The organism is Ohtaekwangia kribbensis (assembly GCF_042676245.1).
Classification (GTDB): Bacteria; Bacteroidota; Bacteroidia; order Cytophagales; family Cyclobacteriaceae; genus Ohtaekwangia; species Ohtaekwangia kribbensis.
In genome coordinates, this window is sequence record NZ_JBHTKA010000004.1 from 151,629 (window position 1) to 175,773 (window position 24,145).

The window sequence follows — 24,145 nt, forward strand, 5'->3', positions numbered from 1 at the left end:
GTGATTTATACCACCCGGCTTTGTATTAAAATTTACTTCGCGCCTTCTTTAAATGATGGAATTAAAGGGGCTTTGACTTCAGCAAACTGTCGAGTGACAATGGCTGTGGGTTGATCACAGCACCATCGCGCAAGCGGCTCAGACCAGAGTAAACAATCTTATCGCCAGTCTTCAATCCGTCTTTCACAAAGTAGTAGTTAGTGGTTTGGCCTTCTACCTGTATCGGGCGGCTTACTACTTTGTTACTATCCGCCAGTACAAATACAAGTACTTTGTCCTGTAGCTCGAACGTTGCCTCCTGCGGAATTACCAAGGCGTTGTCATGTACACTTGGTATACGCACGCGACCTGTGTTACCAGAGCGTAACAATCCCTTTGCATTTGGGAAGGTTGCACGGAAACTGATAGCACCAGTTGTTTTATCGAACTGGCCTTCTACGGTTTCAACTTTACCTTTCTCGCTGTAGGCACTTCCGTCTGCCAGCATCAATTCTACTGCAGGAAGATTCTTGATCTTCTCTTCCAGTGTGTTGCCTTGTGTGCGGGCTTTGAATTGAAGGAAGTCAATCTCACTCATGGAGAAGTATGCATATACTTCGTTCACATCAGATAATACTGTGAGAGGAAGATCTTCACCTCTGCCGACCAGACTTCCGAGGCGATGGTGTATGTGTCCTATATATCCGCTTACCGGAGCTTTTACTACGGTGTAGCCGAGACTGATCTGTGTGTTACCGGCTTGAGCTTTGGCCTGTGCGAGATTTGCTTTTGCTGTTTGAAGACTTGCTTCTGCAGACTTTAGCTGTATCTCAGACACTACGTTGTTTTTCACGAGTGGTGTAAGGCGATCAACTTCAAGCTGAGCTTTCTCCACGTTTGCCTGTGCTGCCAGCATCGCTGCGTGTGCATTGGCGTTCTGTTCGCGGTACGGCTGATCGTTGATACCAAACAACGGTTGGCCTACGCGCACATAGGCACCTTCGTCTACATAAATACGCTCGAGGTATCCGCTTACCTGCGGTCTGATCTCAACATTTACTTTACCTTCTACCGTTGATGGGAATTCCAGAAATGTTGTTGCCGCCTGATTGCTCACAGAAATTACCGGTAACGATGGCGTAGGCATCTGCATGCCGCCTGAGTTACCGGATGAAGTTGTACAACTATTTAATATGACTACGAGACCGATGCCACTGAGCACCGTCATCATTTTGGTTACAGGATTGTGACTTGACCTTTTCATATACATCTAATTTATATACACAGTAAAAAAATTTGGGTTGGGAGAATGAAGGTTTAGCTAACCCTCGTTCGCCATTTCAAAAATCAATCATTATTATATCTATTTATTAAGTTTCCCCCTGCAGCACCAGAAGGAAGTCTTTCACGAAGAAGTGTGAAAAAGGTTTTACTTTTCTCACTATATATGTTCATTCTGAACGTGAACGGTGAAACAAAGTTAGCCTCAGCACAGATTTATTAACTTACCATATCCCGGGATTAATTGTACTTTTCCCGGATTGTCCGTTGAAAGAGTGATGGTGTATGGCCTGTATGCTTTTTGAAGAAGCGATTGAAGTATGCATCGTCTTCAAAGTTAAGATGACTTGCAATCTCCTTTAAGCTATAGTTACCCCAGAACAATAATCGTTTTGCTTCCGTCACACGTTTCTCATCAATTACCTGCTTGGCAGTTTTATTCACCGTTTCCTTAATAACATCATTCAAATGTCCGGGTGTTATATATAGCATATCTGCGTATTGTGCTACCTGCGACTTATCACGGAAATGTGTATCTACCAATACTTTGAATTGCTGCACGAGCCTGTTCTGCATGGCATCCATGTTCAGTACCGGTAGCGTTGTATTGCGCATACGCGCACTGCAAACGATAAAGGCGTTAAGAAGATTACGGATCACCACTTCCTTCTTCGGCTTGTTACTGTGAAACTCCTCCATCATCAGATCAGAATATACCAGTAACTCGCGCAAGGAATCATCGTCCATGTTCATCACTACGTGGCCAAACATGCACTCCCAGCACATTACCCATCCACGCATTTCATGTATCAGAAAATCACTGCTGAAAGAAATACAAATCATCTGCGCATCTTCAGCACATTCGTATTGATGCACTTGTTCCGGGCCTACGGATATAAGCGCTGGTGCTTCAATGACATATCGTTCGAAATCGATATAGCGAGTAACTTTACCTTCTAGTAGTAAGGTAATATTATAGCCTTCCTGGCGGTGAGGTACCTGTAGCTTACCTAACACTTCAAAGGGCTCCATACGCATGATAGCAAAGTCTGTTGCTCCCGTACAAGCACGAAGGTTATATACTGGGATGATCGTATCGGTAAAGTTCTGCATAGTGATCTAGACAATTAATTACAACTTCCCCTCAATTCAATCGCCTGAATACTCATAATTCGAAATTGTCTGGAAAAAGTTCACGCATCATAAAAAAATAATACTGAAGCACCTCAAAAACAACCTGGACTGCCCGTTCCATCGCCCGAAATACAAGCTCAATGGTTCAGACAGTCCTGGTAATTTTAAAAGTCCGTCTAATTATAGACGCAGTGGGTTAATTTTTAATTTTATGCTCTTTGAAAAAATACAGGCAGCATTCACAGCAGAACCTCATTTACTCTGTCTTGCAAATACAACGCACGGTATACACGACACTACGTCAAGTCGTTGAAAAATAATTCATCACTACCTGTTAGTCGTAAACGCAAAAGTTAAACAAACAAGCTAGCAGCTGATAAAAATCTGTCAATATAAACAGCAATCTCCGCATGAAATTCTTCCAACGCAAAGTGCCCCGTGTTCAGCAAATGTACCTCTGCTTTCGGAAGATCTTTCCTATAAGCAAGTGCACCTTTCTCTGTAAACATGGCATCGTTCTTTCCCCAGGTAATTAATGTTGGTGGTTGATGATCGCGCAGGTATTGCTGCCACACCGGATATAGTGTGAGATTGTTACGATAATCATAGAGTAAATCCAACTGAATTTCATTGTTACCCGGGCGATCTAAAAACAACTGATCATATCTATATGCATCCGGACTTATCCTCTGCACATCTTCAACGCCATCTATATACTGAAACTTCGTTCCTTCGGCTGTAAGTATATTTCGCATGGCATTTTCAGTTTCCGTATTACGGTTTGCCCAGAAGCGCTTGCCATCCTCTATAGCAGGGCCAATACCTTCTTCGTATGCGTTAGCGTTCTGAATGATAAGGGCTTTTATAAGTTCCGGTCTGCGTACAGCAATTCTATATCCTACCGGAGATCCATAATCCTGCATATACAGGGCAAACTTGGTAAGCTTTAATGCATCGATAAATTTCTCAATGGTCACAGAAAGATTATCGAATGTATAGGTATACTTATCTCGATCCGGCATATCACTATTACCAAAACCCGGATAGTCCGGAGCAATGAGATAGTACCGGTCTGCCAGATCATTAATCAGATCACGATACATGTGTGACGAAGACGGAAATCCATGCAACAAAAGAATAGCAGGATTAGAACGCGAACCCGCCTCACGATAGAAAATTTTTACTCCATCTATGGAAAGAGAATTATATCTGATAGACGCCATGGGGATTGGATTTGTAGTTTGTTGAAAGAAGCTGCGAGCTGCAAGTTTGTGGAGCGGTAACATAACTGTTACTGCTGCCTGTTCATAAAGTAAAATTTTGCTTCGCCACCATTATCTACACTCTCTTATTTACCTTATTCAAACCCGCAGCCAGAAGCCAGTAACTCTTGCATTCCTCTCGCAGCTCAAAGCGCGCAGCTATTTCTAATATGCAGCCGTAAAGCGTTTGCGTATGAATTTCTTGTTTGTGAGTTCATCCACTAACACGACAGCAAGGTCTTCGGGAGATAGTCGGCATACACCTTTGTCATCGAAAACAGGTTGATCGGTGCCAAGTCTATATTTACCCAGGCGACCATCTTTTATACCGTGGTGCATTTCGATTGCCGGACTAAAGAATGTCCAATCGAGTTCTTCCTCTTTACGAATGATGTTGAGGTATTCGCGTGCTGCCAATGCTCCGGGTTTCCACTCAGCCGGGAATTGAGGAGAGTCTACCAGTTGAACGCCAGGCGCAACCTCCAGGCTACCCGCACCCCCCACTACAATAAGACGCTTAACTCCGGATTGCTTTACGCCTTGTTGTATAGACTGAGATCCTTTGATAAAGTCTTCGTATATATTCGGATTTTGCCAACCCGAGTTATAGGCACTGATCACAGCATCATGGCCGCTTACCAGCTTCGCGATCTCGTCTGGGTTAAAAGCATCTCCTTTCTTTACCGTGAGGTTGACATGCTGCGTCTTTATATTATCCGTGTTACGGGCAATGGCTGTTACCTGGTGGCCACGCTCTAATGCTTCGGTTACGATGTGCGAGCCTACAAATCCGGAAGCTCCGATTACTGCAATTTTCATAGTTTATAAATTTAAATGGTTATTATATTGTAATATTTTTTATTACAGTTAACGTCAAAAAAATTTCAAGAGAAGCGATTCGTAAATTCAGACAAAGTCGTCTTGTCCAGTTTTTTGATCAACGCTTCTTCGGCTTCGTCAAAAAGATTTTCCAGGTGTTTATTGATCTGTTTTCCGATCAGACATTTCGGATTCGGACTATTCCGAGTTTGCCCAAGTATAGGAGCCTGGCGCACCGCCTTATATATATCAGAGAGACGTATCTGCTTCGATGGCCTCCCCAACATAAAACCACCGGTCTTTCCTTCTTTGCTCGCCACCAGGCCATGTTTCTTCAGATTGCTGATCTCTTTACGAACCAGCACCGGGTTAATATTGATACTTCCCGCCAGGAACTCAGACGACACCAACTCATTCGGAAAGCTGTCTAGCAGCGTCAGGATGTGGAGTGAAATGGAAAATCGTCCGTTGTTCATTCTGTAATATTATTTATTACAGTACAAACCTACGCAGTAATTGGTTCAAACGGGATGATTTTTTCAGGAAAATTTTCAGAGATTGAAAATCGTGATCTCACCATAGACCGCGTGACGTGCCATGGCGTCTTTTAAGGTGAGCTTGTTGATCAGTGTATGCATGGCCTTGATAACGCCACCATGCGTAACAATTGCTATTCTTTTATAGTCTGTTTGTGAGAGGGTAACCAGAAAATCATCTACCCGGTTTACAAGTTGCCGGTATGACTCTCCGTTTGGGCAACATTCGTCTTCATAATTACTCATCCATTTCAGGAGCAATGTTGAATCTATGTCGTCCCAACGCTGCATTTCCCAGGTGCCAAAATTCAATTCTTTGAGACGTACATCCTCCAGCACAGATACATTTTTCGTTTCCGAAAGTTTATATGCCAGTCTTTTACAACGGCTTAACGGACTAGTATAGATTACTTCAATGCTGTTGGGAATAGAGTGAAATATAGCTTGTGTCTCCTCCTCGAATGATGACAGCAGTGGTATATCGGTATAGCCGTAGCAAACACCTTTGGCAATATCCGGAGCGGTATGGCGGATTACATGAATCTCCATATCGCCAGCAGACTCAGATATATTATAACTTCGTTGAGCTGTTGTGTGGCACCAAGACAATCGCCCGTATAGCCACCAATCCATTTACGGAAGTACCAGCGCAGGTATAGCGTGATGCACATTACCGGCACAACGATCAGTAAAAAAATAGCATTTAAATATACCAGTGCAGCTATTGGAAGTATAGCCCAAATACTTGCCAGTAATAAATTCCCGATGCTCAGTTGTTGTGCTACCGGCTTGGCTTTACTGTCGGCGTCTTCTCGCGCATATATAGAGGTATAGATGATAAACACAGCAGCTACCCGGCTAAGCGAATGCGCCACAAGCAATACCAGACCGAAATACAAGCTATAGATAGAGGAACCCAGCTGCACCAATGAAAAGAATTTCAGCGAGAGAATAAATATCAGTCCGATAACACCGTAGGTCCCCACGCGGCTATCTTTCATAATGGACAATATCTTTTCTTTTGTCCAGCCGCCTCCGAAACCATCACACACGTCTGCCAATCCATCTTCGTGAAAGGCTCCCGTTAACAACACACCTGCGAGTACAGACATAATCACGCTGATTTCTACAGAGAAAAGATGCCTGCACACTATATATGTCAGCCACGACACAATCGCTACAATATACCCTACCAACGGGAAATAACGCGTGGCAGCATTCAGATTATTAGCGTCATGATCTACCCACCGCGGCACGGGTATGCGCGTGTAGAACATTATGGCAGTAAAGAGTAAATGCAGTTCGCGTTTCAATTACGTCTATTATATATACGGATATATCAGGCCTTGACACCCTGCTGCGTTCCTTCACTCACCTGCGCAGACTCAAAGCTGGCCATCTGGTTAAGGAACGCTACCGCTGATTGTAACAACGGGTAGGCCACCGCTGCCCCCGTGCCTTCGCCCAGGCGCATGTTCAGATCGAGAAATGGTTTTACATCCAGCGCCTGCAACATCAGCGTGTGCCCCCGCTCCTGCGACTGATGACAAAATATACAATAATCTTTTACAGCCGGTTCAATTGCCTGCGCCACCAGGTATGCTGATGTAGCAATAAAACCATCTACCAGTACAACCATTCCCAGTTCAGCCGCCTGCAACATGGCACCGGTTATCTGCGCAATTTCAAAACCACCAAAGCCTGCAAGCTGTGCAAGAGGTGTGTCGTACTTGTTGTGTCGTTTAAGCGCTTCGGTTATTACATGGACCTTATGTTGCAGAGCAGTATCGCTTAGTCCGGTGCCACGCCCTACACATTGCGCTACGGGTATATCGCAAAACAAACTCATCAACGCACTGGCGGCTGTTGTATTGGCTATCCCCATCTCGCCAAAGCCAATTACATTACAACCTTTGGTATGCATAGCTTCTACAATACGTGCGGCAGAATCTATACACTGCTGTGCCTGTGCAATTGTCATGGCAGGACCTTTAGCAAAATTAGCAGTTCCCTTCGCTACTTTGTTATGAATCAGTCCTTCGAGATTATCCGGAAAATCATAGTTCACACCGGCATCCACTACGTGCAACGTGATGTTATGCTGTCGGCAGAAAACATTTATAGCAGCACCGCCTTGTATAAAGTTCATCACCATCTGCCACGTTACTTCCTGCGGATAAGCGCTTACGCCTTCTGTTGCTATACCATGATCGCCCGCGAAAACAAGTATATGCGGATTGGACAATGCCGGGGTGAGCGTTTGTTGAATAGAACCGATCTGCAATGCAAGCTCTTCCAGTCTGCCGAGCGCACCCAACGGTTTTGTCTTCTGATCTATTTTATGCTGCAGCTCTTTCTGCAATGCTGTACCTATCGGATTAATTTTGAACTTCTTCATACGTTAAACTTTTGCCGGTTTTACTTGTAACGGTATACCTGATACCATAAAAATTACTTCTTCCGCCTTGGATGCTATATATTGATTAGCCCATCCCTGCAAATCAACAAACTTGCGTCCTACTTCCGTATCAGCATGAAGCCCCATGCCTATTTCGTTGGTAATAATTATAAACGTGGCTTGTTGTGTTCCAAGCGTATCGATCTCTTGCTGAAATTCGTGTAACGCGGTCTCTATATTCTGTTGATGATCGACAAAGAAATTGGTAAGCCACAGTGTTACACAATCGATCACTACAACTTTACCGGTGAGAGACAGCGTGCTTATATACTTCTCCGTTTCGAAGTTACGCCATTCCGGTCCGCGTTCCTGTTGGTGGCGGGCAATGCGTTGCTTAAAGTCATCGTCCCATACCCGAGCCGTTGCAACATACACCGGACTATCGGTTAAATGCTTAGCGCGCTGCTGGGCATATCTGCTCTTTCCACTGCGGGCTCCCCCGGTAACAAGAACGATCATACTTCCATAATAATAGTTACAGCACGCTAAGCTATTCAGCAGGTACTAAAAACCAAAGGACACACCTGCATTAATATTGAAGCTCATGGTGGTATACCCATAAGTTTCGTAGTAGTCTTCATCCAGCAGGTTGCGTGCGTCTGCAAACACCTTTAACTTGCCATCCAGCAATTTATACTCGGCATATACATCCAGCAGTTTATAGCTATCCATGGGTACCAGGTCGTTGTTAAACGTTACCGGGTTGAAGAAAAGATCATTGCGCTTACTGAAGGTTTTCAGATTCGCACTTACAAACAGGTTATCCGTTACAGCATAGCCTATATTTATACCTACCGAATGCTTCGGTCTTCGGATGAGGTTGTTATAGGTTGTATCACGCGTGTCAGTAACTTTAGTAGTAAGCTCTCCATCAACATACGCATAGAATGCTTTTACTCTTATCTTGTCGTTAACAGCAAATTCGGCTTCTACCTCTACGCCTTTATCGTTCTGCTTATCCATGTTAACATAGCCGGCAGGGTAAGTATAGATGATAGCATCTTCAATTTTTCTTGAGAAGGCTGTGGCACGCAGGTTCAGCTTATTATCCAGTACGGCAAAGTCAACACCAGCTTCCAGGTTTTTACTTTTCTCCGGATTCAGGTTTTCATTACCGTAACTTTTATTATATAATTGATCGATTACCGGAGTTTTGAAACCCGTGGAGTAGTTAGCAAACAGTTTTACCTGATGATTTATCAGATACGAAGGATTGATACTATAAATGAATGTATCACCAAACTGCGAGTGATGTACAAAGCGTCCACCGAGCTCTGCTGAAAACCCCTGAATATTTTTTACAAAGAATGATGCATAAGGACTCAACATATTGAGTGACGATTTTTTCAGCGCGTCTGATCCTTCCAGGTTCATTTTCTGATTCTGGTAATTTACTCCGCCCAGCAACTGAAAATGTTCTGCCAGATCGTAGTTCACAAAAGCTTCTGCATTATGGAACGTACCGGTATACGAAGTTGTAGCAATTATAGCAGGCTCAAAAAAATCGGGCTGTGTATAATCGCGACCAATCTTGTTATATCCATACTGAATGTTCAGAGCTCCTTTTGAAAAACCTATCTGACTATTAAGACCGGCATTGAAAAATTCTGATTTATAGCCTGAGTTTTTTTCATCCTGAAACGCTCCGGCATCATATTTACCATCAAACTTACTATAGCGCACAAACGGACGGATTGAAATGTTATCCGTGGGTTTGAAACCTATATTTGCCTGAACGGAATTCTGATCAAATCCATCTTTATCAAATCCGGCATTGTTCGTTGTATCTTTAGCTTCACTTATACCATCAGTCTTCAGATAAGTATAGCCAACATTATAGTCGATAACATCGGTGGTACCCGCTACAACTACATTTGCCTTCTTCGTGTTATAGGTTCCATAACTTAGCACACCGGAAACACCAACAGGCTTATCGCCTTTCTTTTTGGTAATGATGTTGATGACACCGGCTATAGCATCGCTTCCATATAGTGTTGACTGACTACCTTTCAGAATTTCGATGCGTTCGATCTGATCAATCGGAAGCATACGCAAATCAAAAGCACCTCCACCGATACTGCTCGGATCATTCAACGGTATACCGTCCAATAACACCAATGTATACTCGCTCTTGGCTCCGCGCAGGTATACCGATTTATCTTTACCGGGATTGCTGTTGGCACCCGTTATAACAATACCAACCTGTTCGTTAAGTACCTGCGCCAGATCTTTTCCGGCACTGCGGCTTAATTGCTCAGCATCTATAACCGTTAATACCTTACCGGTTTCACTTTGACTCTTGGGAAATTTTGTAGCCGTTATAACGACTTCATCCAGGCTGGATACGCGTGAGGAATCTTGTTGTGCGTTTGTGTGCGCAGGTGCCGCCATGTAAAGGGCAATCAACGTAACTGCCCATAGTTTACTCTCCTTTTTCATTACAAAGGTTTTAAAGGGTTTCGTGAAAAAAGAGTAAAAATGCAGAATGAGATCAGAGGCATGCTGACTGCCGAAAGCAATCATAGTCCGAGGTCACATTCACTGCTTTTTACCCGAAGCATTGAATAGTATGTTATGCATTGGCAGGTCTCCTGGCTTTCCCTGTTTTTGCTTGCCTTCTCATTCAACCGTGTGAACAATGACTTTCGTTTTGCAAAAACACAGACTTCAATCGTGAAGTCGGGATTACAGTAGCGGGAACTGCTCCGGATTTACACCGGAATTCCCTTTTAATTCTATCACGCTTTGCACATGATAAAAACCAATACGGGTGCAAGTATAGTTGTATTTTTAGTATGGTTCAACAGGACTTGCAAACCATTGGGCGATTGAACTCTTATTGTGAATAGCGAACTGCTATATTTGCAGCGTAGATTATTATGATTCGAAAGCTCCTGACCGTTCCGCTCCTGTTTATTGCTACGTCCTCTTTTTCGCAGCTTCCCAAAGATATCATTATCGGACTCAGTGCCGACCTGATGAAAACCGATAACAACACGATCTTTAACAAGGCACAGATCGGACTCGAAGGAAATTACTTTTTTACACGAAGCTTTACGGTAACCGGTGGTATGGAGGTATGGACCTCAGATGGTGTAAGCCTTGTATCCGGTATACGCTGGTACCCGGTGGAAGAAGCGTTTGTACGTGCCCGCGGACTGGTTGGTGAAAATGATTTTTCGATTGGAGGTGGCTGGACCAGCCCTATCAATGCATCGCTGAAATTTGAAGCGATAGGAGATTTCTATTTTAAAGGAGAGTTCTCTATCCGTGCCGGTATAGTATATATTATCCGGAGGCAGTAACGGACTGATACTCCCTCCGGCTATATATACACTTGAACTATACTTTCTTTAAAAATTCCGTACGCAACACTATGCTGCTGCCGTTGACGCGGCAATCTACTTCATCCTCGCTATCGGTCAAACGAATCTTCTTTACTACAGTACCCCTCTTTAAGGTAAGCGAAGAACCCTTTACTTTCAGATCTTTGATAAGCGTGACTGAATCACCATCGTTCAGTACATTGCCGTTGCTGTCTTTTACTTCCATACAGGTAGATATTTATATAGCCGCAAGGTAATCATTTCTCCAAGGAGATATAGTCTGTAAAATTTCTTTCTCAGAAGTGACAACGATCATTGGAAAAGATCATCGAATGTTTATGGAATCCATGAAATCAGATTTATCACCAGGCATTCCTATTATTAAGTCCACAACAGTTCCTTTTGATATTTGCTGCCCCGGCAATAACGTTTTACCTGCCAACTGTGATTCCAAAACAGCATTAACTGCTATATCAGATTTGTAATAAATATTTCCAATGCTCAACCCTAATGACTCTAATTGTTGCCTTGCAAATTGATAGGTAAAGCCACTCAAATCAGGATAAACGACAAGTGGTGGTGTCGCTGCATTAAGATTGAGCTTTATCTTCCTATATATCTTTACTTTTGAATTTGCTTTTGGATACTGATCCAGAACAAGCAAAGGATCAACGTCTGCACGAAACAAAGAATCACCAAACTCATATTGTAATTGCCTTGCCGCTAAAAACCGAACTGCTTCCTTATTTGTCATCCCTCTCAGATCAGGAACAGTCACTACCTTATTTTGATTGGTGACATACGGCATAACCTTATAGAAAAACACAAATGACATCAATCCCAGCAACACAAGCACTAAGCCTATATTCAGCACGAGACCACGAACCGAATTCGAACCTATTTTAAAACTCATTCTATTAAAACAATGTATCTGTAAAACACTTCTTACTTCTTACTTCTTACTTCTTACTTCTTACTTCTTACTTCTTACAACAAAATCATAAACCATCCCCGACACCGAAGCCATCGCCTCAATAGCAGCGTTCTCATCCGTTGCTTCTTTGGATAAAAGTACCAGTATATATTTCCTTCCATCCGGCAGAAATATAATTCCGGAGTCGTGGTTTACACCGGTGATGTTGCCCGTCTTATGTGCCACTTTTACATCCTTCGGTAATTTAGCTGGTATAATTTCATTGAACTTCTGATCAAGGAGTATATCAATCATGATCTGCGAAGCTTCTGCATTTACCGCTTCACCCTTGGCAATTTTCTCGAAAATCACCATCAGGTCGTATGCAGTCGTTGTATTATTGAGTCCTTGCTGAAAAGCTTTTGAATCCTCCACGCCACGCAATACCTGTATATTTTTTGCTCCGAGGTTACGCATGGTTTGCGTTACGTTGCGCGCACCCACCAATTCAATCATCATATTGGTGGCCAGGTTGCTGCTCGCGATAATCATATCGTATGCAAGTGATGACACAGAGCGCTTCTCTCCTATGTGATTGTATAGTTCCTGCTCACTATCTTCCTTCTTATCCAGTGTATATAAACTGCTATCGACTATACTTTTAAATTCATTGTGAACAACAATGGAATCAGTAAGCGAGAATTTACCCGCTACCACCTGCCTGCATATTTCTATGAGTACAGGAGTTTTCATGGTGCTGGCGGCATGGAAACTCTCGCGTTCGTTGATCAGGACCTCTTCGCCCGTACTGAGATCTTTAAAAGCAACGGCATATAGGCCCGGTTGCTCTTGCAGCACAGATGCTATATTTTCACGGAGTTTATCTTTCGTCATTTTAGACTGGCAGGATGAAAGTATACCGACCACAAGTATAGATAGCGGTATACCTATTTTAAAAAGGCTCATGTACGTGATCTGAATTGCTTTCAAGATAAAAACAAAAGGCTTCCTTTCCGGAAGCCTTTATAAAAAATTATTTACCTGAATAACGGCAAGGTAATAGTTACCCGCTATAGCCCAATGAAAAAGTCTGATGCTTTATTTAGAGCGTCTGGATATAGCAGACGTTTTGCAAAAATCACAATTGATACCATCGTCACACGCACATGCCGAGGTTGTAAATTGACCCGTGCCGGCAAGCTCTGCTTTACTGCTGGCCACAACACGGTTGGCTGTGATAAAGCCATTGCCTAATGTGGTAATCTTTGTATTGTCGTTGGCATTGAATGTGCCTTCTATTGTAAACTCACCGCGATCGAGTACCTGTATGCTTTTCAATGCAAGTGACTGGCTCATTACATCGCCCTTCACAATAAGTTTACCTTCACCGGCTACGATCAATTCAAGATCTTGACGAATAACGAGATCACCTTCGATGAGCAGACTACCACGTACTTCCAGAATTGTATTCGGACCAATGTTACAGTTCTCCTTCACCACAACAGATTTACCTGCTTCAATAACGAATCTACTTTTATCGCTTACCGAAGTAGTGATGGTACGATTCATTGTTTTGTCAACGTTCGTCTTAACAGCGGAGCCATCGTTGAAAAATAAAAACGTTGCTGTGATAAATGCCATGATCAGATTCATAGATCTTTATTTTGGTGGTACAACTTCTAACCTGTCCTATAAACTGATACTAATATGACAAAACACCAATCAATAGAAATCAGCAATTCCCTGATTTTACAAAATCATTTCAATCATTGTAATTAAAAGAATTTGAAGGTTTTACAGGGCTTTTCAGAGGTGTTATGCCATGGATGTTGTCCATGCTGATATATATCATCAGATATGCGGCTCCGAAGGCCTCAGAATAGTCTTAAAAAATCAGATATATCTGATATAACTTGAAGGTAAATCACAGCCATCCTAAATAACAAAGGCCTCCAAACGGAAGCCTTTGTATTATAAGTCTCAACACCAAGCGTTATTTCGCAGCGTCAAAACGTTTGGTCACTTCATTCCAGTTAACCACATTCCAGAAAGCAGCGATATAGTCAGGTCTGCGATTCTGGTAGTGCAAGTAGTAAGCGTGTTCCCAAACATCGAGTCCGAGAATCGGAGTTCCTTTTACTTCAGCAACATCCATCAATGGATTGTCCTGGTTAGGCGTTGAAGTGATCTGAAGCTTTTTGCTTCCATCAACAATCAACCAAGCCCAGCCTGAACCGAAACGTCCGGTAGCAGCAGCTGCAAATTTAGTTTTGAACTCATCGAAGTTACCGAAGGTAGCATTGATAGCATCAGCCAACCCACCGGTTGGAGCACCACCAGCATTCGGCCCCAGTATAGTCCAGAACAGGCTGTGGTTATAGTGACCACCACCGTTGTTACGAACTGCCACAGGATACTTGGAGATATTCTTATTGATCTCTTCAAGGCTAAGCTTCTCAGCATCTGTACCAGCAATAGCATTGTTGAGATTGGTTACATACGTGTTATGATGCTTGCCATGGTGTATCTCCATCGTCTTTGCATCGATATGAGGTTCAAGAGCATTAGCTGCATACGGCAGCGCGGGCAATGTAAAAGCCATAGTACTGAATTTATAGGTTGAACATGTGTAAAATCAAATATACAACCATAACCTTACCGAGAAAATTTCACCTGTATTATGATTATACGAATATTTTTATGGGTCACACCGAAATATACCGTGCTTCGTTAGAATGGCAGGTCGTCTGAAGGACTGTTATCCGCGTAAAAAGGCTCATCTCCCACAGGCGGTGTATTGTTGTTTGCTCGGCTGCTGCCTCCGCTTTTCTCCAGTTTCCAGGCACGTGCCTCGGTATACCAACGGCCGTTATACTCTCGGCTCTCCAGATCAACGGACACAGATACTTCATCACCTATCGATAAATTATACTGATCTACTTTATCTCCCCATGCAGACAGGCATATTTTTTTAGGATATTGACCTTGCGTTTCAATAATAAATTCCTGTTTCTTCCACGGGCCTTTCTTGCCTTGTCCGGTCTGCATCTGTAGCAGTTGAACTACTTTTCCTTTTATTTCCATTTGACTAATTAATTTCTGATCTTCTTAAAAAAATCGTTTATCAACTTTTTACTCTCTTCCGCTTTTATACCCTTTACTACTTCGGTACGTGGGTGAAGTAACGGTGTACTTACTATACTATAGCCACGCTGTATATCGGAAGCACCAAACACCAGTTTCTCAAGTTGTGTCCAATGCAGTGCACCGGCACACATTACACAAGGTTCCAGCGTAACATATAGCGTACACTCGCTCAGGTATTTCGATCCCAGGTAATTGGCGGCAGCCGTTATGGCCAGCATCTCGGCATGCGCGGTAGCATCCGTAAGCTTTTCAGTCTGGTTGTGCGCACGTGCTATAATTCTGTTATTACTAACCACTACGGCACCTACCGGTACTTCACCTGTATCAAAAGCCTTGACTGCTTCTTTCAATGCTTCGCGCATGAAATACTCATCGGTATATAATTCCATAATCGAAAGGGCAAAACTAAACGCTTCATGCTAAAGCCGAAAGCGGGGCTTTCAATAAATCTTTTATACTTTAAAAATGTATATGAGGCAGCTTACTTGACTTTCACAGCCTTCATCATATCGCGCGCGGTTGCCTGCCATTGTTCCTTCATGCGCTTCGGACAATTGAAAGAGAACACCAGTGTTTTGCCGGGCTGCAGTAAATACTGGATATAGGTATAGCGCACAACGGCATCCTGAAACCCCTCCTGCTGCCGGTTACCATTAACACGCGACTCGAATTCGAAGTATATAAATTTCTTTTTGTTGATCTCCTGTACACCTTCCTGGATCATCTCGACCCGATCGAATGTATTCAGAAGTGAAGCCTTGAAAAATTGCGCTGCCAGTTCTGCGTTGGTATCAGGCCATTGCGTAGCCGAAATATTTACACTGAAATCAACGACACGTTCTTCATTTGTATAGGCCGCGAGCGGAGCACGAACAGATGGGTAGCGTTGTGTAAAGTCCATCGCATCCATAGGACGCCACCCTTGTGGAATAGATACGGTTATGTTTTCATTAACCTTTACTTTCACAAGCTTTGGTTTATCGGCAGCCAGGCAGGTCAAAACCAACACAACCAACACGTTAGGAACTACACTTTTAATTTTTAGCATATCGCGCAAGGAGACAAAGTATTGTTAAATTCGCGGCTAAATTAATTAAAACTAACATGTTAAGAACGCACACCTGCGGTGAATTGAGATTAGCAGATGTTAACAAACCAGTAACCCTGACGGGATGGGTACAACGCCTCCGCGATAAGGGTAGTGTTCTCTGGATTGACCTTCGCGATCGTTATGGTATAACCCAATTGATTTTTGAAGAAGGTAAGACAGATGCTGCTTTGTTGGCAGAGGCCCGCAGCACCGGCCGCGAGTATGTACTCCAGGTGGAAGGAACCGTTGTTGAACGTCTTTCCAAAAACGACAAGATCGCCACGGGCGAGATTGAAATAAAAGTTTCCAAGCTTACCATTCTCAATGCAGCCAAGCTTCCTCCCTTTACTATTGAGGATGACACCGATGGTGGCGATGATATTCGAATGAAGTATCGTTACCTCGACCTGCGCAGAAACCCGGTACGCGAAAAACTTCAGCTCCGTCATAAAATGGCGCAGCAGACACGCGCGTATCTCGACAGCCAGGAATTTATTGAAGTAGAGACACCGGTACTAATCAAATCAACTCCGGAAGGTGCCCGTGACTTTGTTGTGCCGTCACGCATTCATCACGGTGAGTTTTATGCGTTGCCCCAATCGCCTCAGACTTTTAAACAATTGCTGATGGTGTCGGGCTTCGACCGCTATTATCAAATTGTAAAATGTTTCCGCGATGAAGATTTGCGTGCCGATCGCCAGCCGGAGTTTACACAGATAGACTGCGAGATGGCTTTCATTACGCAGGAAGATATTCTGAATACGTTTGAAGGACTGGTGCGTCATCTTTTTAAGAATGTAAAAGGTATAGATCTTCCTTCCGTACCACGCATGTTCTACGATGATGCTATGAAACTATATGGCTCTGATAAACCAGATACACGCTTCGATATGAAGTTTGTAGAGCTCACAGAGCTTACCAAAGGAAAGAACTTCCCGGTATTTGAAAGTGCTGAGCTTGTAGTAGGTATAAATGCAAAAGGCTGCTCAGAATATACCCGCAAGCAGATTGATGAACTTACAGAATTTGTGAAGCGCCCGCAGGTTGGAGCGAAAGGACTGGTATATATACAGTATCGCACGGACGGAACTATAAAATCATCCGTAGATAAATTCTATACTCCGGAAGATCTGAAAGCATGGGCTGCCAAATTTGACGCACAACCAGGTGATCTTATACTTGTATTAGCCGGCGAAGCATACGCAACACGCAAGCAACTCAATGAGCTTCGTTTAGTAATGGGCGAAAAGCTGGGACTTCGCGATAAGAATAAATTCTCGGCACTGTGGGTGATCGACTTCCCGCTGCTGGAGTGGAACGAAGAGACAAAGCGTTACCATGCTATGCACCATCCGTTCACATCACCGAAGCATGAAGATATACACCTGCTGGATACTGATCCGGGTAAAGTACGCGCCAATGCTTACGACATGGTTATAAACGGAACAGAAGTTGGCGGTGGTTCTATTCGTATTCACGACCGCGCTACACAACAACTGATGTTTACACACCTCGGCTTCAGCGAAGAAGAAGCAAAGAAACAGTTCGGCTTCCTTATGGAAGCTTTCGAATACGGTGCACCTCCACACGGTGGTATAGCATTCGGGTTCGACCGCCTGTGTTCAATCTTTGGAGGAGTGGATTCAATTCGCGATTTCATCGCCTTCCCGAAAAACAATGCGGGCAAAGATGTGATGATCGATTCGCCTTCTACCATCTCGCAGGAACAACTGAACGAGCTGGCGTTGAACATCAACATTAAAAAATAAAAATGCGAGGCCGGTATATCTATACCGGCCTTTTTTTCTTCCGCTACCTTGTTAGAACAGTTATACTTTCCGTTCTTCCTTCCGTATATAGTTGTATGAAAGATTTCTTCTCAGGACACTCAAAAATTTATGCATCGTTTCGCCCGGTATATCCCGATGCGTTGTATCATTTCATCTTCCGGCATCTTAAAAATAAAAGCACAGCATGGGACTGTGCCACCGGCAACGGGCAGGTAGCAAAAATTCTTTCAGCACATTTTAAAGAAGTATATGCTACCGACATCAGTCAGCAACAACTGGATCATGCTTTTCGGGCACACAACATACGGTATAGCGTAAGTCCTGCAGAGCAAACATCTTTTCACGATGCTCAATTCGATCTCATTACAGTCGCCCAGGCGTTGCATTGGTTTGATCGCGATCGTTTTTACCGGGAAGTAAAACGCATTGGCAAGCCCGGAGGTCTGCTGGCCGTATGGGGTTACGCACTGCTATATATAGAACCTGTTATTGATACGATCATCATGGATTTTTATAACAATACGGTTGGGCCGTTCTGGGATGATGCACGCAGACTGGTTGAACAGGAATATAAAACCATTGCGTTTCCATTTGAAGAAATACCTGCACCACCGTTTTCCATTGATGTGCAATGGACATTGGAGCACCTTACGGGATACCTGGAAAGCTGGTCGTCTACACAAAAGTTTATCCGGCAAAAAGGTATAAATCCTGTTGACGCTGTAGCGGAAACTCTACGAAAACATTGGGCAGAAGGGGAAAGTAAAAAAGTATCATTTCCCATTTTTGCGAGGCTCGGAGTCATTTAAAGTAACTATACTTTGTTTCTTACATTGCGTTTCTTTTCTCAGGAAACCTCACTATCATCGTATACTTTTTCCCTTACATGCGCTACTTCATTTTTTTCGCAGCAGGTCTTTTTGTAACACTGGCTTGTATGCAGAAGCCCAGGCAACAGTACGACATCATTATTCGGAACGGAACAATCTACGATGGTTCCGGCAGTGCTCCCTTTGTCGGTGATATAGCCATTCAGGCCGATACCATTGCAGCCATTGGCAAGCTGAGTGATGCCACCGGAAAAAAAGAAATTAACGCAACGGGTTTGGCGGTTGCTCCCGGGTTTATAAACATGCTGAGCTGGGCCGACCAGAACTTACTAAAAGACGGACGCTCCATGAGCGACATCAAGCAAGGTGTAACGCTTGAAGTTTTTGGAGAAGGCTGGTCACCCGGACCGATGAAGCGAAAAAGCAAAGTCGCTGTCGATAGTCTCTGGACAACCCTCGGAGGATATTTTAACTGGCTGATGAAGAAGGGCACTTCTACGAATGTAGCTTCTTTCGTTGGTCAGACTTCCGTTCGAAATTATGTAATGGGTTACGACAATCGTAAACCTACCGATGCCGAACTCGCACAAATGAAACAGCTTGTACAACAGGCGATGGAAGAAGGCGCAATGGGTTTGGGCACATCGCTCATCTATGCACCCGCTACATACGCATCAACAGATGAGTTAATCGAGCTTGCCAAAGTAGCATCGAAATATAGCGGCATGTATACTACCCACATGCGCAGTGAAGGAGACTTTATACTGGATGCGGTTGATGAAACGATTCGCATTGCAAAAGAAGCAAGTATACATGCGGAGATATACCACATGAAAATAAATATAGCACGTAACTGGCCGAAGATCGACACACTGCTCAACAAGATAGACAGTGCACAAAAAGCAGGGTTGAAAGTTACCGCCAATATGTATCCCTATACCGCGAGTGCTACGGGGCTAACATCACGTCTACCAACGTGGGTGCAGGAAGGCGGTGCGAAAGAGATGCGCAAGAAATTAAAGACACCCACCATTCGTAAAAAGGTCTTATACGAAATGGAGATGGGTATACCGTACAAAAACTCCGAGCCGCAATATGTAGCGTTGATGGGCTTTCGTCTGGATTCGCTTAACAAACTATATAAAGGCAAGCGCCTGAGTGAGGTAGCGAAGCTTCATGGTAAAAATGCAGATGAAACGGTGATCGATCTGATCGTTCGTGATAGATCAAGAATTGAAGCGTTGTATTATCAGCAGTCAGAAGAAAACGTAAAACGCATTGTAAAATTACCGTATGTGAGCTTTGGCTCTGACGGAGGTTCTGAAACGATCGATGACAAAAATGTAGAAGAGGGAGCGCATCCGCGAAGCTACGGTACATTTGCGCGCGTGCTGGCTAAATATGTGCGCGATGAGAAACTTATTACGTTGCAGGAAGCTGTAAGAAGGCTTACTTCATTACCGGCAGCAAATCTGAAAATAAAAAAGCGTGGCAGCATAAAGACTGGATACTTTGCCGACCTCGCGATTTTTGATCCGGCCAAAGTGCAGGACTACGCCACATTCGAAAAACCGAAGCAATACTCTACCGGCATGGTACATGTATTTGTAAACGGAGTTCAGGTTTTGCAGAATGGTGAACATACGGGAGCAAAACCCGGAAGAACGATACGCGGACCGGGCTACAAAGAGAAGAAAAAGGTGCTGTAAAAAATATTTTCTCAAAGGGGAAACAGGACCACGAGGAAGGATAAGAGGGAGGTTGACTATGATCGCATTACATCGCATTGTTTTTAATACATCAACGTACGGTAAGCTGCCTTATATACAGCATACCGGCAACAATCGACCAGTGCCCGCCTGTATCGCCAAGTCCTTGAGAGAGAATATTTTTGAGGGGTATTTTTCAATATATTTACTGTGATTTTTTAAATCATTTATAATCAATTTTTCTATCCACCCGATGGATAAGCTAGTTTACCTGACGCTGCTCATTTTATGCCTGCTGATACCGGTTTCGGGTCAATCACAGAATTCTATTGATAAGGGTAATCGCCTGTTCGAGAAAAAGGATTATGAAAATGCGCTCAAGGCTTACCTCGAAGGTGGTGCCAGCAGTGATGACGCTGACTTGAATTTCAAGATCGGAATGTGCTATCTGTACCTTGAGACAAAATCGAAGTCGCTCCCCTATCTGGAAAAAGCATTCAATGCAAAATCAAATGTAGATCCGGATATACATTACTACCTGGGCATGGCTTACCAGAACAACCACCAGTATGCCCGTGCACGCGATCATTACGAAGAATTCAGAGGCAAGAACAAAAAACTCTACGAGCTCGTTACCGAAAAGATTTTTGAATGCGAGATTGGTGACTCTCTTACGCGTAAACCGGTTCGCGCGGTCATCGAAAATGTAGGAGCTGGTATAAATTCACAGTTCAACGAATATTCACCGCTGGTGTCAGCCGATGGTAACACGATGATCTTTACCTCCAACCGTTCTTCGGATGATTACAAGATTAAAAGCGGAACCAACTTTGAAGATATATATATAGCACGTAAAAGCGGAGCATCGTGGGGTGTGCCGGAAAAGATCAGTCCGAACATCAACATCAAATTCAACGATGCCGCAGCATCACTTTCTCCGGATGGAAAAACGCTGTTCCTGTACTATGAAGATGGCTCCGGTGATATATATACTTCGCATCTTGAAGGGTCGGACTGGACCAAGCCTGAAGCGCTAAACAAGAACATCAACACGCCATTATTCTGGGAAACCTCAGCCTGTATATCAGCAGACGGTCAGAAATTATTTTTCGCCAGCAATCGCCCGGGTGGCAAAGGTGAGCTTGACATCTGGATGAGTACACTTGATCCAAAAGGAAACTGGGCGAAGCCGGTAAACCTGGGTGGTGCTATAAATACTCCGGGCAACGAAGACTCTCCCTATATACACCCGGATGGCGTTACGCTATATTTTTCATCAGACGGGCACCCGAGTATGGGAAGTAATGACATTTACAGAAGTGAATTTAAAGACGGCAAGTGGCAGAAGCCTGTAAACATGGGCTACCCGATAAACTCCATTGAGTACGATGGATTCTTCAGTATATCTGCTGACAAAACCACAGGGTATTATTCAACGCTACGTGCCGATGGTATGGGCAGTGCTGATATATATACTATAAAGTTTTTACCTCCTGCCAAAGAAGAGGTTCAGGAACCTGTACTGCTTGCCAGCACCGAGCCTGCGGTACAACAGCCTCCGGTTGAAACAACTCCGGCTGTGATAGAGGAACCTAAAAAGGAAGAGCCAAAAGTTGAAGAACCTAAAAAAGAAGAACCTAAAGTTACGGTGACGGAAGAGCCTGTTGTTGTCGCGCCTCCACCGGTAGTAGCACAAACTCCTGCACCGGAGCCAGATCGTACAGACTATATTGACCCGATGATACAGGTGCATAAAGACAACAAAGTTGTTACCGTATTGAAAGGAAAAGTAATTGATGAAACTACAGCCCAACCTTTGTCTGCTACCATCTCGCTGGTAGATAACGCCACAAACAAGGTCATCACCAAAATATACTCTAACCCACAAACCGGAGATTTTGAATTGACTATTCCGCACGGTGGTAACTACGGGGTGGCTACGGAACGCCCAGGTTACCTGTTTAACTCTATTAACTTTAACCTGCCGCAATTTGCCGAATATCAGGAGATCGATACGCACATCATCATGGTAAAGGCTGAGGTTGGCTCGAAGGTTGTATTGAAAAACATATTCTTTGATATCGGTAAATCTGATCTGAAAGCTGAATCTATAGCTGAGGTTGAAAATATTAAGGAGTTATTGATCACAAACCCGCAGCTTAACGTTCAGATCAACGGACATACGGATAATACCGGTAACGCAGAAACCAACAAATCACTTTCCCTGAGGCGCGCCAGTGCAGTGGTTGATTACCTGGTGCAGCACGGCATCAGTGCGACTCGATTAAGTGCCAAAGGATTTGGTTCTGAACGCCCTATCGTAAGTAATGACGATGAAGCAGAAGGCCGCGCTATCAACCGCAGAACGGAGATAGAAATTATCGAAGGAAAGAGCTAAGCTATATATATACTATACTCCTATAATTGAATCTCATGCCAGTATAGATGCCCGGTTTCGCGATCTATAAAAAGCTCAAATTCTACCGGCACACGACCCACCCATGTTTCATATTTATCAAGTGTCTTCGGAACGAACCAGTCGGGTCGCGTATCATAACCGACTAAATCCTTTATACTCTCACTCGCATCACCGGGCCGCTGAACCAAATCACCTTTCGACAAAAAAGATTGAAGTATATTTTTATTCAATGTAGTCTCCATATATAGCTCGTACTCCACTGTAAAGTGAGGCGATCGCCAATACCACGAATGCACAACATCGATGTCATCAGGTTTTTCATACCCGTACGCTCGCTCCCAGTTATCATCATCGTCTTCCCAGGTACCTGAATAAAAATACCCACAACCTGTAAGCATCAGACACACCAGACATAAAAAGAATGAATACATACGAGTCATAAACATGAAAAAAAAAGAGCCATCCGGTATATCCGAATGGCTCTTTCTGAAAAAAGTTAGTTATGATCTTAAGCGATTGTTACGCGCTTGAATTCAACCACTGTCAAACCTTTTGTAACGCTATCCAGGTACTGAGCTACAGTCTTCGAGTTATCTTTTACGAAAAGCTGGTGCAACAATGTAGTTTCCTTGAAGAACTTCTGAAGTTTACCCTGAGCGATTTTATCAACCATATTCTCAGGTTTACCTTCTGCCAAAATCTGAGCTTTAGCAATTTCAAGTTCTTTATCAATGATCGACTGATCTACAGATTTTTCATCAACTGCTACCGGGTTCATGGCTGCAATCTGCATACCTACATCTTTACCAGCTTCAGTAACATCTACACCATTAACACCTTTCAGTGATACAAGTACACCAAGTTTAGAACCAGCGTGGATGTAAGACACAATAGCTTCACCTTTCATGTGAATGTATTCGCTCACTTCGATCTTCTCACCGATCTTACCTACGAGTTCAACAATTTTATCATTCAGAGTCAGGCCACCAGCTGTCAGTGCAAGCAATGCTTCTTTAGTAGCAGGTTTGCTGGCGAAAGCAGTATCTACGATCAGTTTACCAAGTGCCTGAAATTCCTCGTTCTTGCCTACGAAATCCGTTTCACAGTTCAGCGCGATCAATACAGCTTCCTTCTTGTCATCGCTAACTTTGATAAATACAGAACCTTCTTTAGCTTCTCTGTCAGAACGTGAAGCAGAAACTTTCTGTCCTTTCTTTCTTAATATCTCGATAGCTTTATCAAAATCTCCTTCGGCTTCGGCAAGGGCTTTTTTACAATCCATCATACCTGCACCCGTCATCTGGCGGAGCTTGTTTACATCTTGTGCTGAAATAGCTGACATAGTATTTACGATTTTTAGTATTTACGATTATCTATTTTTTTGAACTCCCTAAAAAAAAACTAAACACCGGCTTTGGGCCGATGTTTAGTGCATTATCATTGCATTAATTA

General features: G+C 43.5%; 25 protein-coding genes and 1 riboswitch. Of the genes, 5 read left to right on the plus strand and 20 right to left on the minus strand.

The genetic code is table 11. The annotated features are described in order from the left end of the window. Window positions 1–61: 61 nt before the first annotated feature. The 10 genes from ACFQ21_RS13815 to ACFQ21_RS13860 form a co-directional block, all read right to left on the minus strand. Window positions 62–1,243 (minus strand): efflux RND transporter periplasmic adaptor subunit, encoded by a 1,182-nt coding sequence (locus tag ACFQ21_RS13815; protein WP_377579805.1) that lies wholly within the window; start codon window positions 1,241–1,243, stop codon window positions 62–64. 257 nt (window positions 1,244–1,500) lie between these two features. After that, a complete protein-coding gene (locus ACFQ21_RS13820) occupies window positions 1,501–2,373 on the minus strand; it encodes a helix-turn-helix domain-containing protein (protein WP_377579806.1) in 873 nt (290 codons plus the stop codon). Window positions 2,374–2,747: 374 nt separating this feature from the next. After that, window positions 2,748–3,617 (minus strand): alpha/beta fold hydrolase, encoded by an 870-nt coding sequence (locus ACFQ21_RS13825; protein WP_377579808.1) that lies wholly within the window; start codon window positions 3,615–3,617, stop codon window positions 2,748–2,750. Between the two features lie 204 nt (window positions 3,618–3,821). After that, window positions 3,822–4,475, minus strand: a complete 654-nt coding sequence (locus ACFQ21_RS13830; RefSeq protein ID WP_377579809.1) for an NAD(P)-dependent oxidoreductase — start codon at window positions 4,473–4,475, stop codon at window positions 3,822–3,824. A gap of 65 nt (window positions 4,476–4,540) precedes the next feature. Next, window positions 4,541–4,951: an RrF2 family transcriptional regulator gene (locus ACFQ21_RS13835; protein ID WP_377579810.1), complete on the minus strand. Its 411-nt coding sequence runs from the start codon at window positions 4,949–4,951 to the stop codon at window positions 4,541–4,543. Window positions 4,952–5,026: 75 nt separating this feature from the next. After that, window positions 5,027–5,560 (minus strand): alpha-ribazole phosphatase, encoded by a 534-nt coding sequence (cobC, locus tag ACFQ21_RS13840; RefSeq protein ID WP_377579811.1) that lies wholly within the window; start codon window positions 5,558–5,560, stop codon window positions 5,027–5,029. Beyond that, window positions 5,545–6,324, minus strand: coding sequence for an adenosylcobinamide-GDP ribazoletransferase (locus ACFQ21_RS13845; RefSeq protein ID WP_377579812.1), 780 nt, complete (start codon window positions 6,322–6,324; stop codon window positions 5,545–5,547). Before ACFQ21_RS13845 ends, cobC begins: the two co-directional genes overlap by 16 nt. A 26-nt stretch (window positions 6,325–6,350) precedes the next feature. Then, window positions 6,351–7,409: a nicotinate-nucleotide--dimethylbenzimidazole phosphoribosyltransferase gene (gene cobT / locus ACFQ21_RS13850; RefSeq protein ID WP_377579813.1), complete on the minus strand. Its 1,059-nt coding sequence runs from the start codon at window positions 7,407–7,409 to the stop codon at window positions 6,351–6,353. Window positions 7,410–7,412: 3 nt separating this feature from the next. Further along, window positions 7,413–7,928: a bifunctional adenosylcobinamide kinase/adenosylcobinamide-phosphate guanylyltransferase gene (gene cobU, locus ACFQ21_RS13855; protein WP_377579814.1), complete on the minus strand. Its 516-nt coding sequence runs from the start codon at window positions 7,926–7,928 to the stop codon at window positions 7,413–7,415. 45 nt (window positions 7,929–7,973) lie between these two features. Next, window positions 7,974–9,908: a TonB-dependent receptor plug domain-containing protein gene (locus tag ACFQ21_RS13860; protein ID WP_377579815.1), complete on the minus strand. Its 1,935-nt coding sequence runs from the start codon at window positions 9,906–9,908 to the stop codon at window positions 7,974–7,976. 125 nt (window positions 9,909–10,033) lie between these two features. Then, a riboswitch (cobalamin riboswitch) is annotated at window positions 10,034–10,250 on the minus strand. A 98-nt stretch (window positions 10,251–10,348) separates the two neighbouring features. Here ACFQ21_RS13860 and ACFQ21_RS13865 point away from each other — a divergent pair. Continuing rightward, window positions 10,349–10,774 carry a hypothetical protein gene (locus ACFQ21_RS13865; RefSeq protein ID WP_377579816.1) on the plus strand — a complete coding sequence of 142 codons (426 nt, stop codon included), beginning with the start codon at window positions 10,349–10,351 and terminating at the stop codon, window positions 10,772–10,774. A gap of 37 nt (window positions 10,775–10,811) precedes the next feature. Here the strand turns inward: ACFQ21_RS13865 and ACFQ21_RS13870 are convergent, their stop codons facing one another. From ACFQ21_RS13870 to ACFQ21_RS13905, 8 genes are all read right to left on the minus strand, one after another. Further along, window positions 10,812–11,021 carry a zinc ribbon domain-containing protein YjdM gene (locus ACFQ21_RS13870; protein ID WP_377579817.1) on the minus strand — a complete coding sequence of 70 codons (210 nt, stop codon included), beginning with the start codon at window positions 11,019–11,021 and terminating at the stop codon, window positions 10,812–10,814. A 99-nt stretch (window positions 11,022–11,120) separates the two neighbouring features. Next, window positions 11,121–11,708 (minus strand): PASTA domain-containing protein, encoded by a 588-nt coding sequence (locus ACFQ21_RS13875; RefSeq protein WP_377579818.1) that lies wholly within the window; start codon window positions 11,706–11,708, stop codon window positions 11,121–11,123. A gap of 60 nt (window positions 11,709–11,768) precedes the next feature. Next, window positions 11,769–12,674: a serine hydrolase gene (locus tag ACFQ21_RS13880; protein ID WP_377579819.1), complete on the minus strand. Its 906-nt coding sequence runs from the start codon at window positions 12,672–12,674 to the stop codon at window positions 11,769–11,771. 132 nt (window positions 12,675–12,806) lie between these two features. Further along, on the minus strand, window positions 12,807–13,361 hold the full coding sequence (locus tag ACFQ21_RS13885) for a hypothetical protein (protein ID WP_377579820.1): 555 nt from the start codon (window positions 13,359–13,361) through the stop codon (window positions 12,807–12,809). Window positions 13,362–13,701: 340 nt separating this feature from the next. After that, window positions 13,702–14,310, minus strand: a complete 609-nt coding sequence (locus ACFQ21_RS13890) for a superoxide dismutase (protein ID WP_377579821.1) — start codon at window positions 14,308–14,310, stop codon at window positions 13,702–13,704. Between the two features lie 128 nt (window positions 14,311–14,438). After that, window positions 14,439–14,792 (minus strand): DUF3127 domain-containing protein, encoded by a 354-nt coding sequence (locus ACFQ21_RS13895; protein ID WP_377579822.1) that lies wholly within the window; start codon window positions 14,790–14,792, stop codon window positions 14,439–14,441. Between the two features lie 8 nt (window positions 14,793–14,800). Continuing rightward, window positions 14,801–15,244 (minus strand): nucleoside deaminase, encoded by a 444-nt coding sequence (locus ACFQ21_RS13900; protein WP_377579823.1) that lies wholly within the window; start codon window positions 15,242–15,244, stop codon window positions 14,801–14,803. Between the two features lie 92 nt (window positions 15,245–15,336). Then, complete coding sequence (locus ACFQ21_RS13905) at window positions 15,337–15,903, minus strand: hypothetical protein (protein WP_377579824.1); 567 nt, start codon at window positions 15,901–15,903, stop codon at window positions 15,337–15,339. A 56-nt stretch (window positions 15,904–15,959) separates the two neighbouring features. Here ACFQ21_RS13905 and aspS point away from each other — a divergent pair, with 56 nt between their 5' ends. From aspS to ACFQ21_RS13925, 4 genes are all read left to right on the plus strand, one after another. Beyond that, complete coding sequence (gene aspS, locus ACFQ21_RS13910) at window positions 15,960–17,714, plus strand: aspartate--tRNA ligase (RefSeq protein WP_377579825.1); 1,755 nt, start codon at window positions 15,960–15,962, stop codon at window positions 17,712–17,714. 95 nt (window positions 17,715–17,809) lie between these two features. Beyond that, window positions 17,810–18,544 carry a class I SAM-dependent methyltransferase gene (locus tag ACFQ21_RS13915; protein ID WP_377579826.1) on the plus strand — a complete coding sequence of 245 codons (735 nt, stop codon included), beginning with the start codon at window positions 17,810–17,812 and terminating at the stop codon, window positions 18,542–18,544. 77 nt (window positions 18,545–18,621) lie between these two features. Further along, window positions 18,622–20,274, plus strand: a complete 1,653-nt coding sequence (locus ACFQ21_RS13920) for an N-acyl-D-amino-acid deacylase family protein (protein ID WP_377579828.1) — start codon at window positions 18,622–18,624, stop codon at window positions 20,272–20,274. A gap of 253 nt (window positions 20,275–20,527) precedes the next feature. Further along, window positions 20,528–22,672, plus strand: coding sequence for an OmpA family protein (locus ACFQ21_RS13925; protein ID WP_377579829.1), 2,145 nt, complete (start codon window positions 20,528–20,530; stop codon window positions 22,670–22,672). Between the two features lie 20 nt (window positions 22,673–22,692). Here ACFQ21_RS13925 and ACFQ21_RS13930 read toward each other — a convergent pair whose 3' ends face one another. Both ACFQ21_RS13930 and tsf read right to left on the minus strand, forming a co-directional pair. Continuing rightward, window positions 22,693–23,133, minus strand: coding sequence for a hypothetical protein (locus tag ACFQ21_RS13930; RefSeq protein WP_377579830.1), 441 nt, complete (start codon window positions 23,131–23,133; stop codon window positions 22,693–22,695). 68 nt (window positions 23,134–23,201) lie between these two features. Further along, window positions 23,202–24,035, minus strand: coding sequence for a translation elongation factor Ts (tsf, locus tag ACFQ21_RS13935; protein ID WP_377579831.1), 834 nt, complete (start codon window positions 24,033–24,035; stop codon window positions 23,202–23,204). Between the last annotated feature and the right edge of the window lie 110 nt (window positions 24,036–24,145).

Coding starts and splice junctions, on each gene's coding strand:
- ACFQ21_RS13930 (WP_377579830.1), bottom strand. CDS start 23,133: ATGACTCGTATGTATTCATTCTTTTTATGTCTGGTGTGTCTGATGCTT.
- cobC (WP_377579811.1), bottom strand. CDS start 5,560: ATGGAGATTCATGTAATCCGCCATACCGCTCCGGATATTGCCAAAGGT.
- ACFQ21_RS13920 (WP_377579828.1), top strand. CDS start 18,622: ATGCGCTACTTCATTTTTTTCGCAGCAGGTCTTTTTGTAACACTGGCT.
- ACFQ21_RS13885 (WP_377579820.1), bottom strand. CDS start 13,361: ATGAATCTGATCATGGCATTTATCACAGCAACGTTTTTATTTTTCAAC.
- aspS (WP_377579825.1), top strand. CDS start 15,960: ATGTTAAGAACGCACACCTGCGGTGAATTGAGATTAGCAGATGTTAAC.
- ACFQ21_RS13835 (WP_377579810.1), bottom strand. CDS start 4,951: ATGAACAACGGACGATTTTCCATTTCACTCCACATCCTGACGCTGCTA.
- ACFQ21_RS13880 (WP_377579819.1), bottom strand. CDS start 12,674: ATGAGCCTTTTTAAAATAGGTATACCGCTATCTATACTTGTGGTCGGT.
- ACFQ21_RS13900 (WP_377579823.1), bottom strand. CDS start 15,244: ATGGAATTATATACCGATGAGTATTTCATGCGCGAAGCATTGAAAGAA.
- ACFQ21_RS13865 (WP_377579816.1), top strand. CDS start 10,349: ATGATTCGAAAGCTCCTGACCGTTCCGCTCCTGTTTATTGCTACGTCC.
- ACFQ21_RS13915 (WP_377579826.1), top strand. CDS start 17,810: ATGAAAGATTTCTTCTCAGGACACTCAAAAATTTATGCATCGTTTCGC.
- ACFQ21_RS13830 (WP_377579809.1), bottom strand. CDS start 4,475: ATGAAAATTGCAGTAATCGGAGCTTCCGGATTTGTAGGCTCGCACATC.
- ACFQ21_RS13860 (WP_377579815.1), bottom strand. CDS start 9,908: ATGAAAAAGGAGAGTAAACTATGGGCAGTTACGTTGATTGCCCTTTAC.
- ACFQ21_RS13925 (WP_377579829.1), top strand. CDS start 20,528: ATGGATAAGCTAGTTTACCTGACGCTGCTCATTTTATGCCTGCTGATA.
- ACFQ21_RS13825 (WP_377579808.1), bottom strand. CDS start 3,617: ATGGCGTCTATCAGATATAATTCTCTTTCCATAGATGGAGTAAAAATT.
- ACFQ21_RS13895 (WP_377579822.1), bottom strand. CDS start 14,792: ATGGAAATAAAAGGAAAAGTAGTTCAACTGCTACAGATGCAGACCGGA.
- tsf (WP_377579831.1), bottom strand. CDS start 24,035: ATGTCAGCTATTTCAGCACAAGATGTAAACAAGCTCCGCCAGATGACG.
- ACFQ21_RS13820 (WP_377579806.1), bottom strand. CDS start 2,373: ATGCAGAACTTTACCGATACGATCATCCCAGTATATAACCTTCGTGCT.
- ACFQ21_RS13815 (WP_377579805.1), bottom strand. CDS start 1,243: ATGAAAAGGTCAAGTCACAATCCTGTAACCAAAATGATGACGGTGCTC.
- ACFQ21_RS13875 (WP_377579818.1), bottom strand. CDS start 11,708: ATGAGTTTTAAAATAGGTTCGAATTCGGTTCGTGGTCTCGTGCTGAAT.
- cobU (WP_377579814.1), bottom strand. CDS start 7,928: ATGATCGTTCTTGTTACCGGGGGAGCCCGCAGTGGAAAGAGCAGATAT.
- cobT (WP_377579813.1), bottom strand. CDS start 7,409: ATGAAGAAGTTCAAAATTAATCCGATAGGTACAGCATTGCAGAAAGAG.
- ACFQ21_RS13905 (WP_377579824.1), bottom strand. CDS start 15,903: ATGCTAAAAATTAAAAGTGTAGTTCCTAACGTGTTGGTTGTGTTGGTT.
- ACFQ21_RS13890 (WP_377579821.1), bottom strand. CDS start 14,310: ATGGCTTTTACATTGCCCGCGCTGCCGTATGCAGCTAATGCTCTTGAA.
- ACFQ21_RS13870 (WP_377579817.1), bottom strand. CDS start 11,021: ATGGAAGTAAAAGACAGCAACGGCAATGTACTGAACGATGGTGATTCA.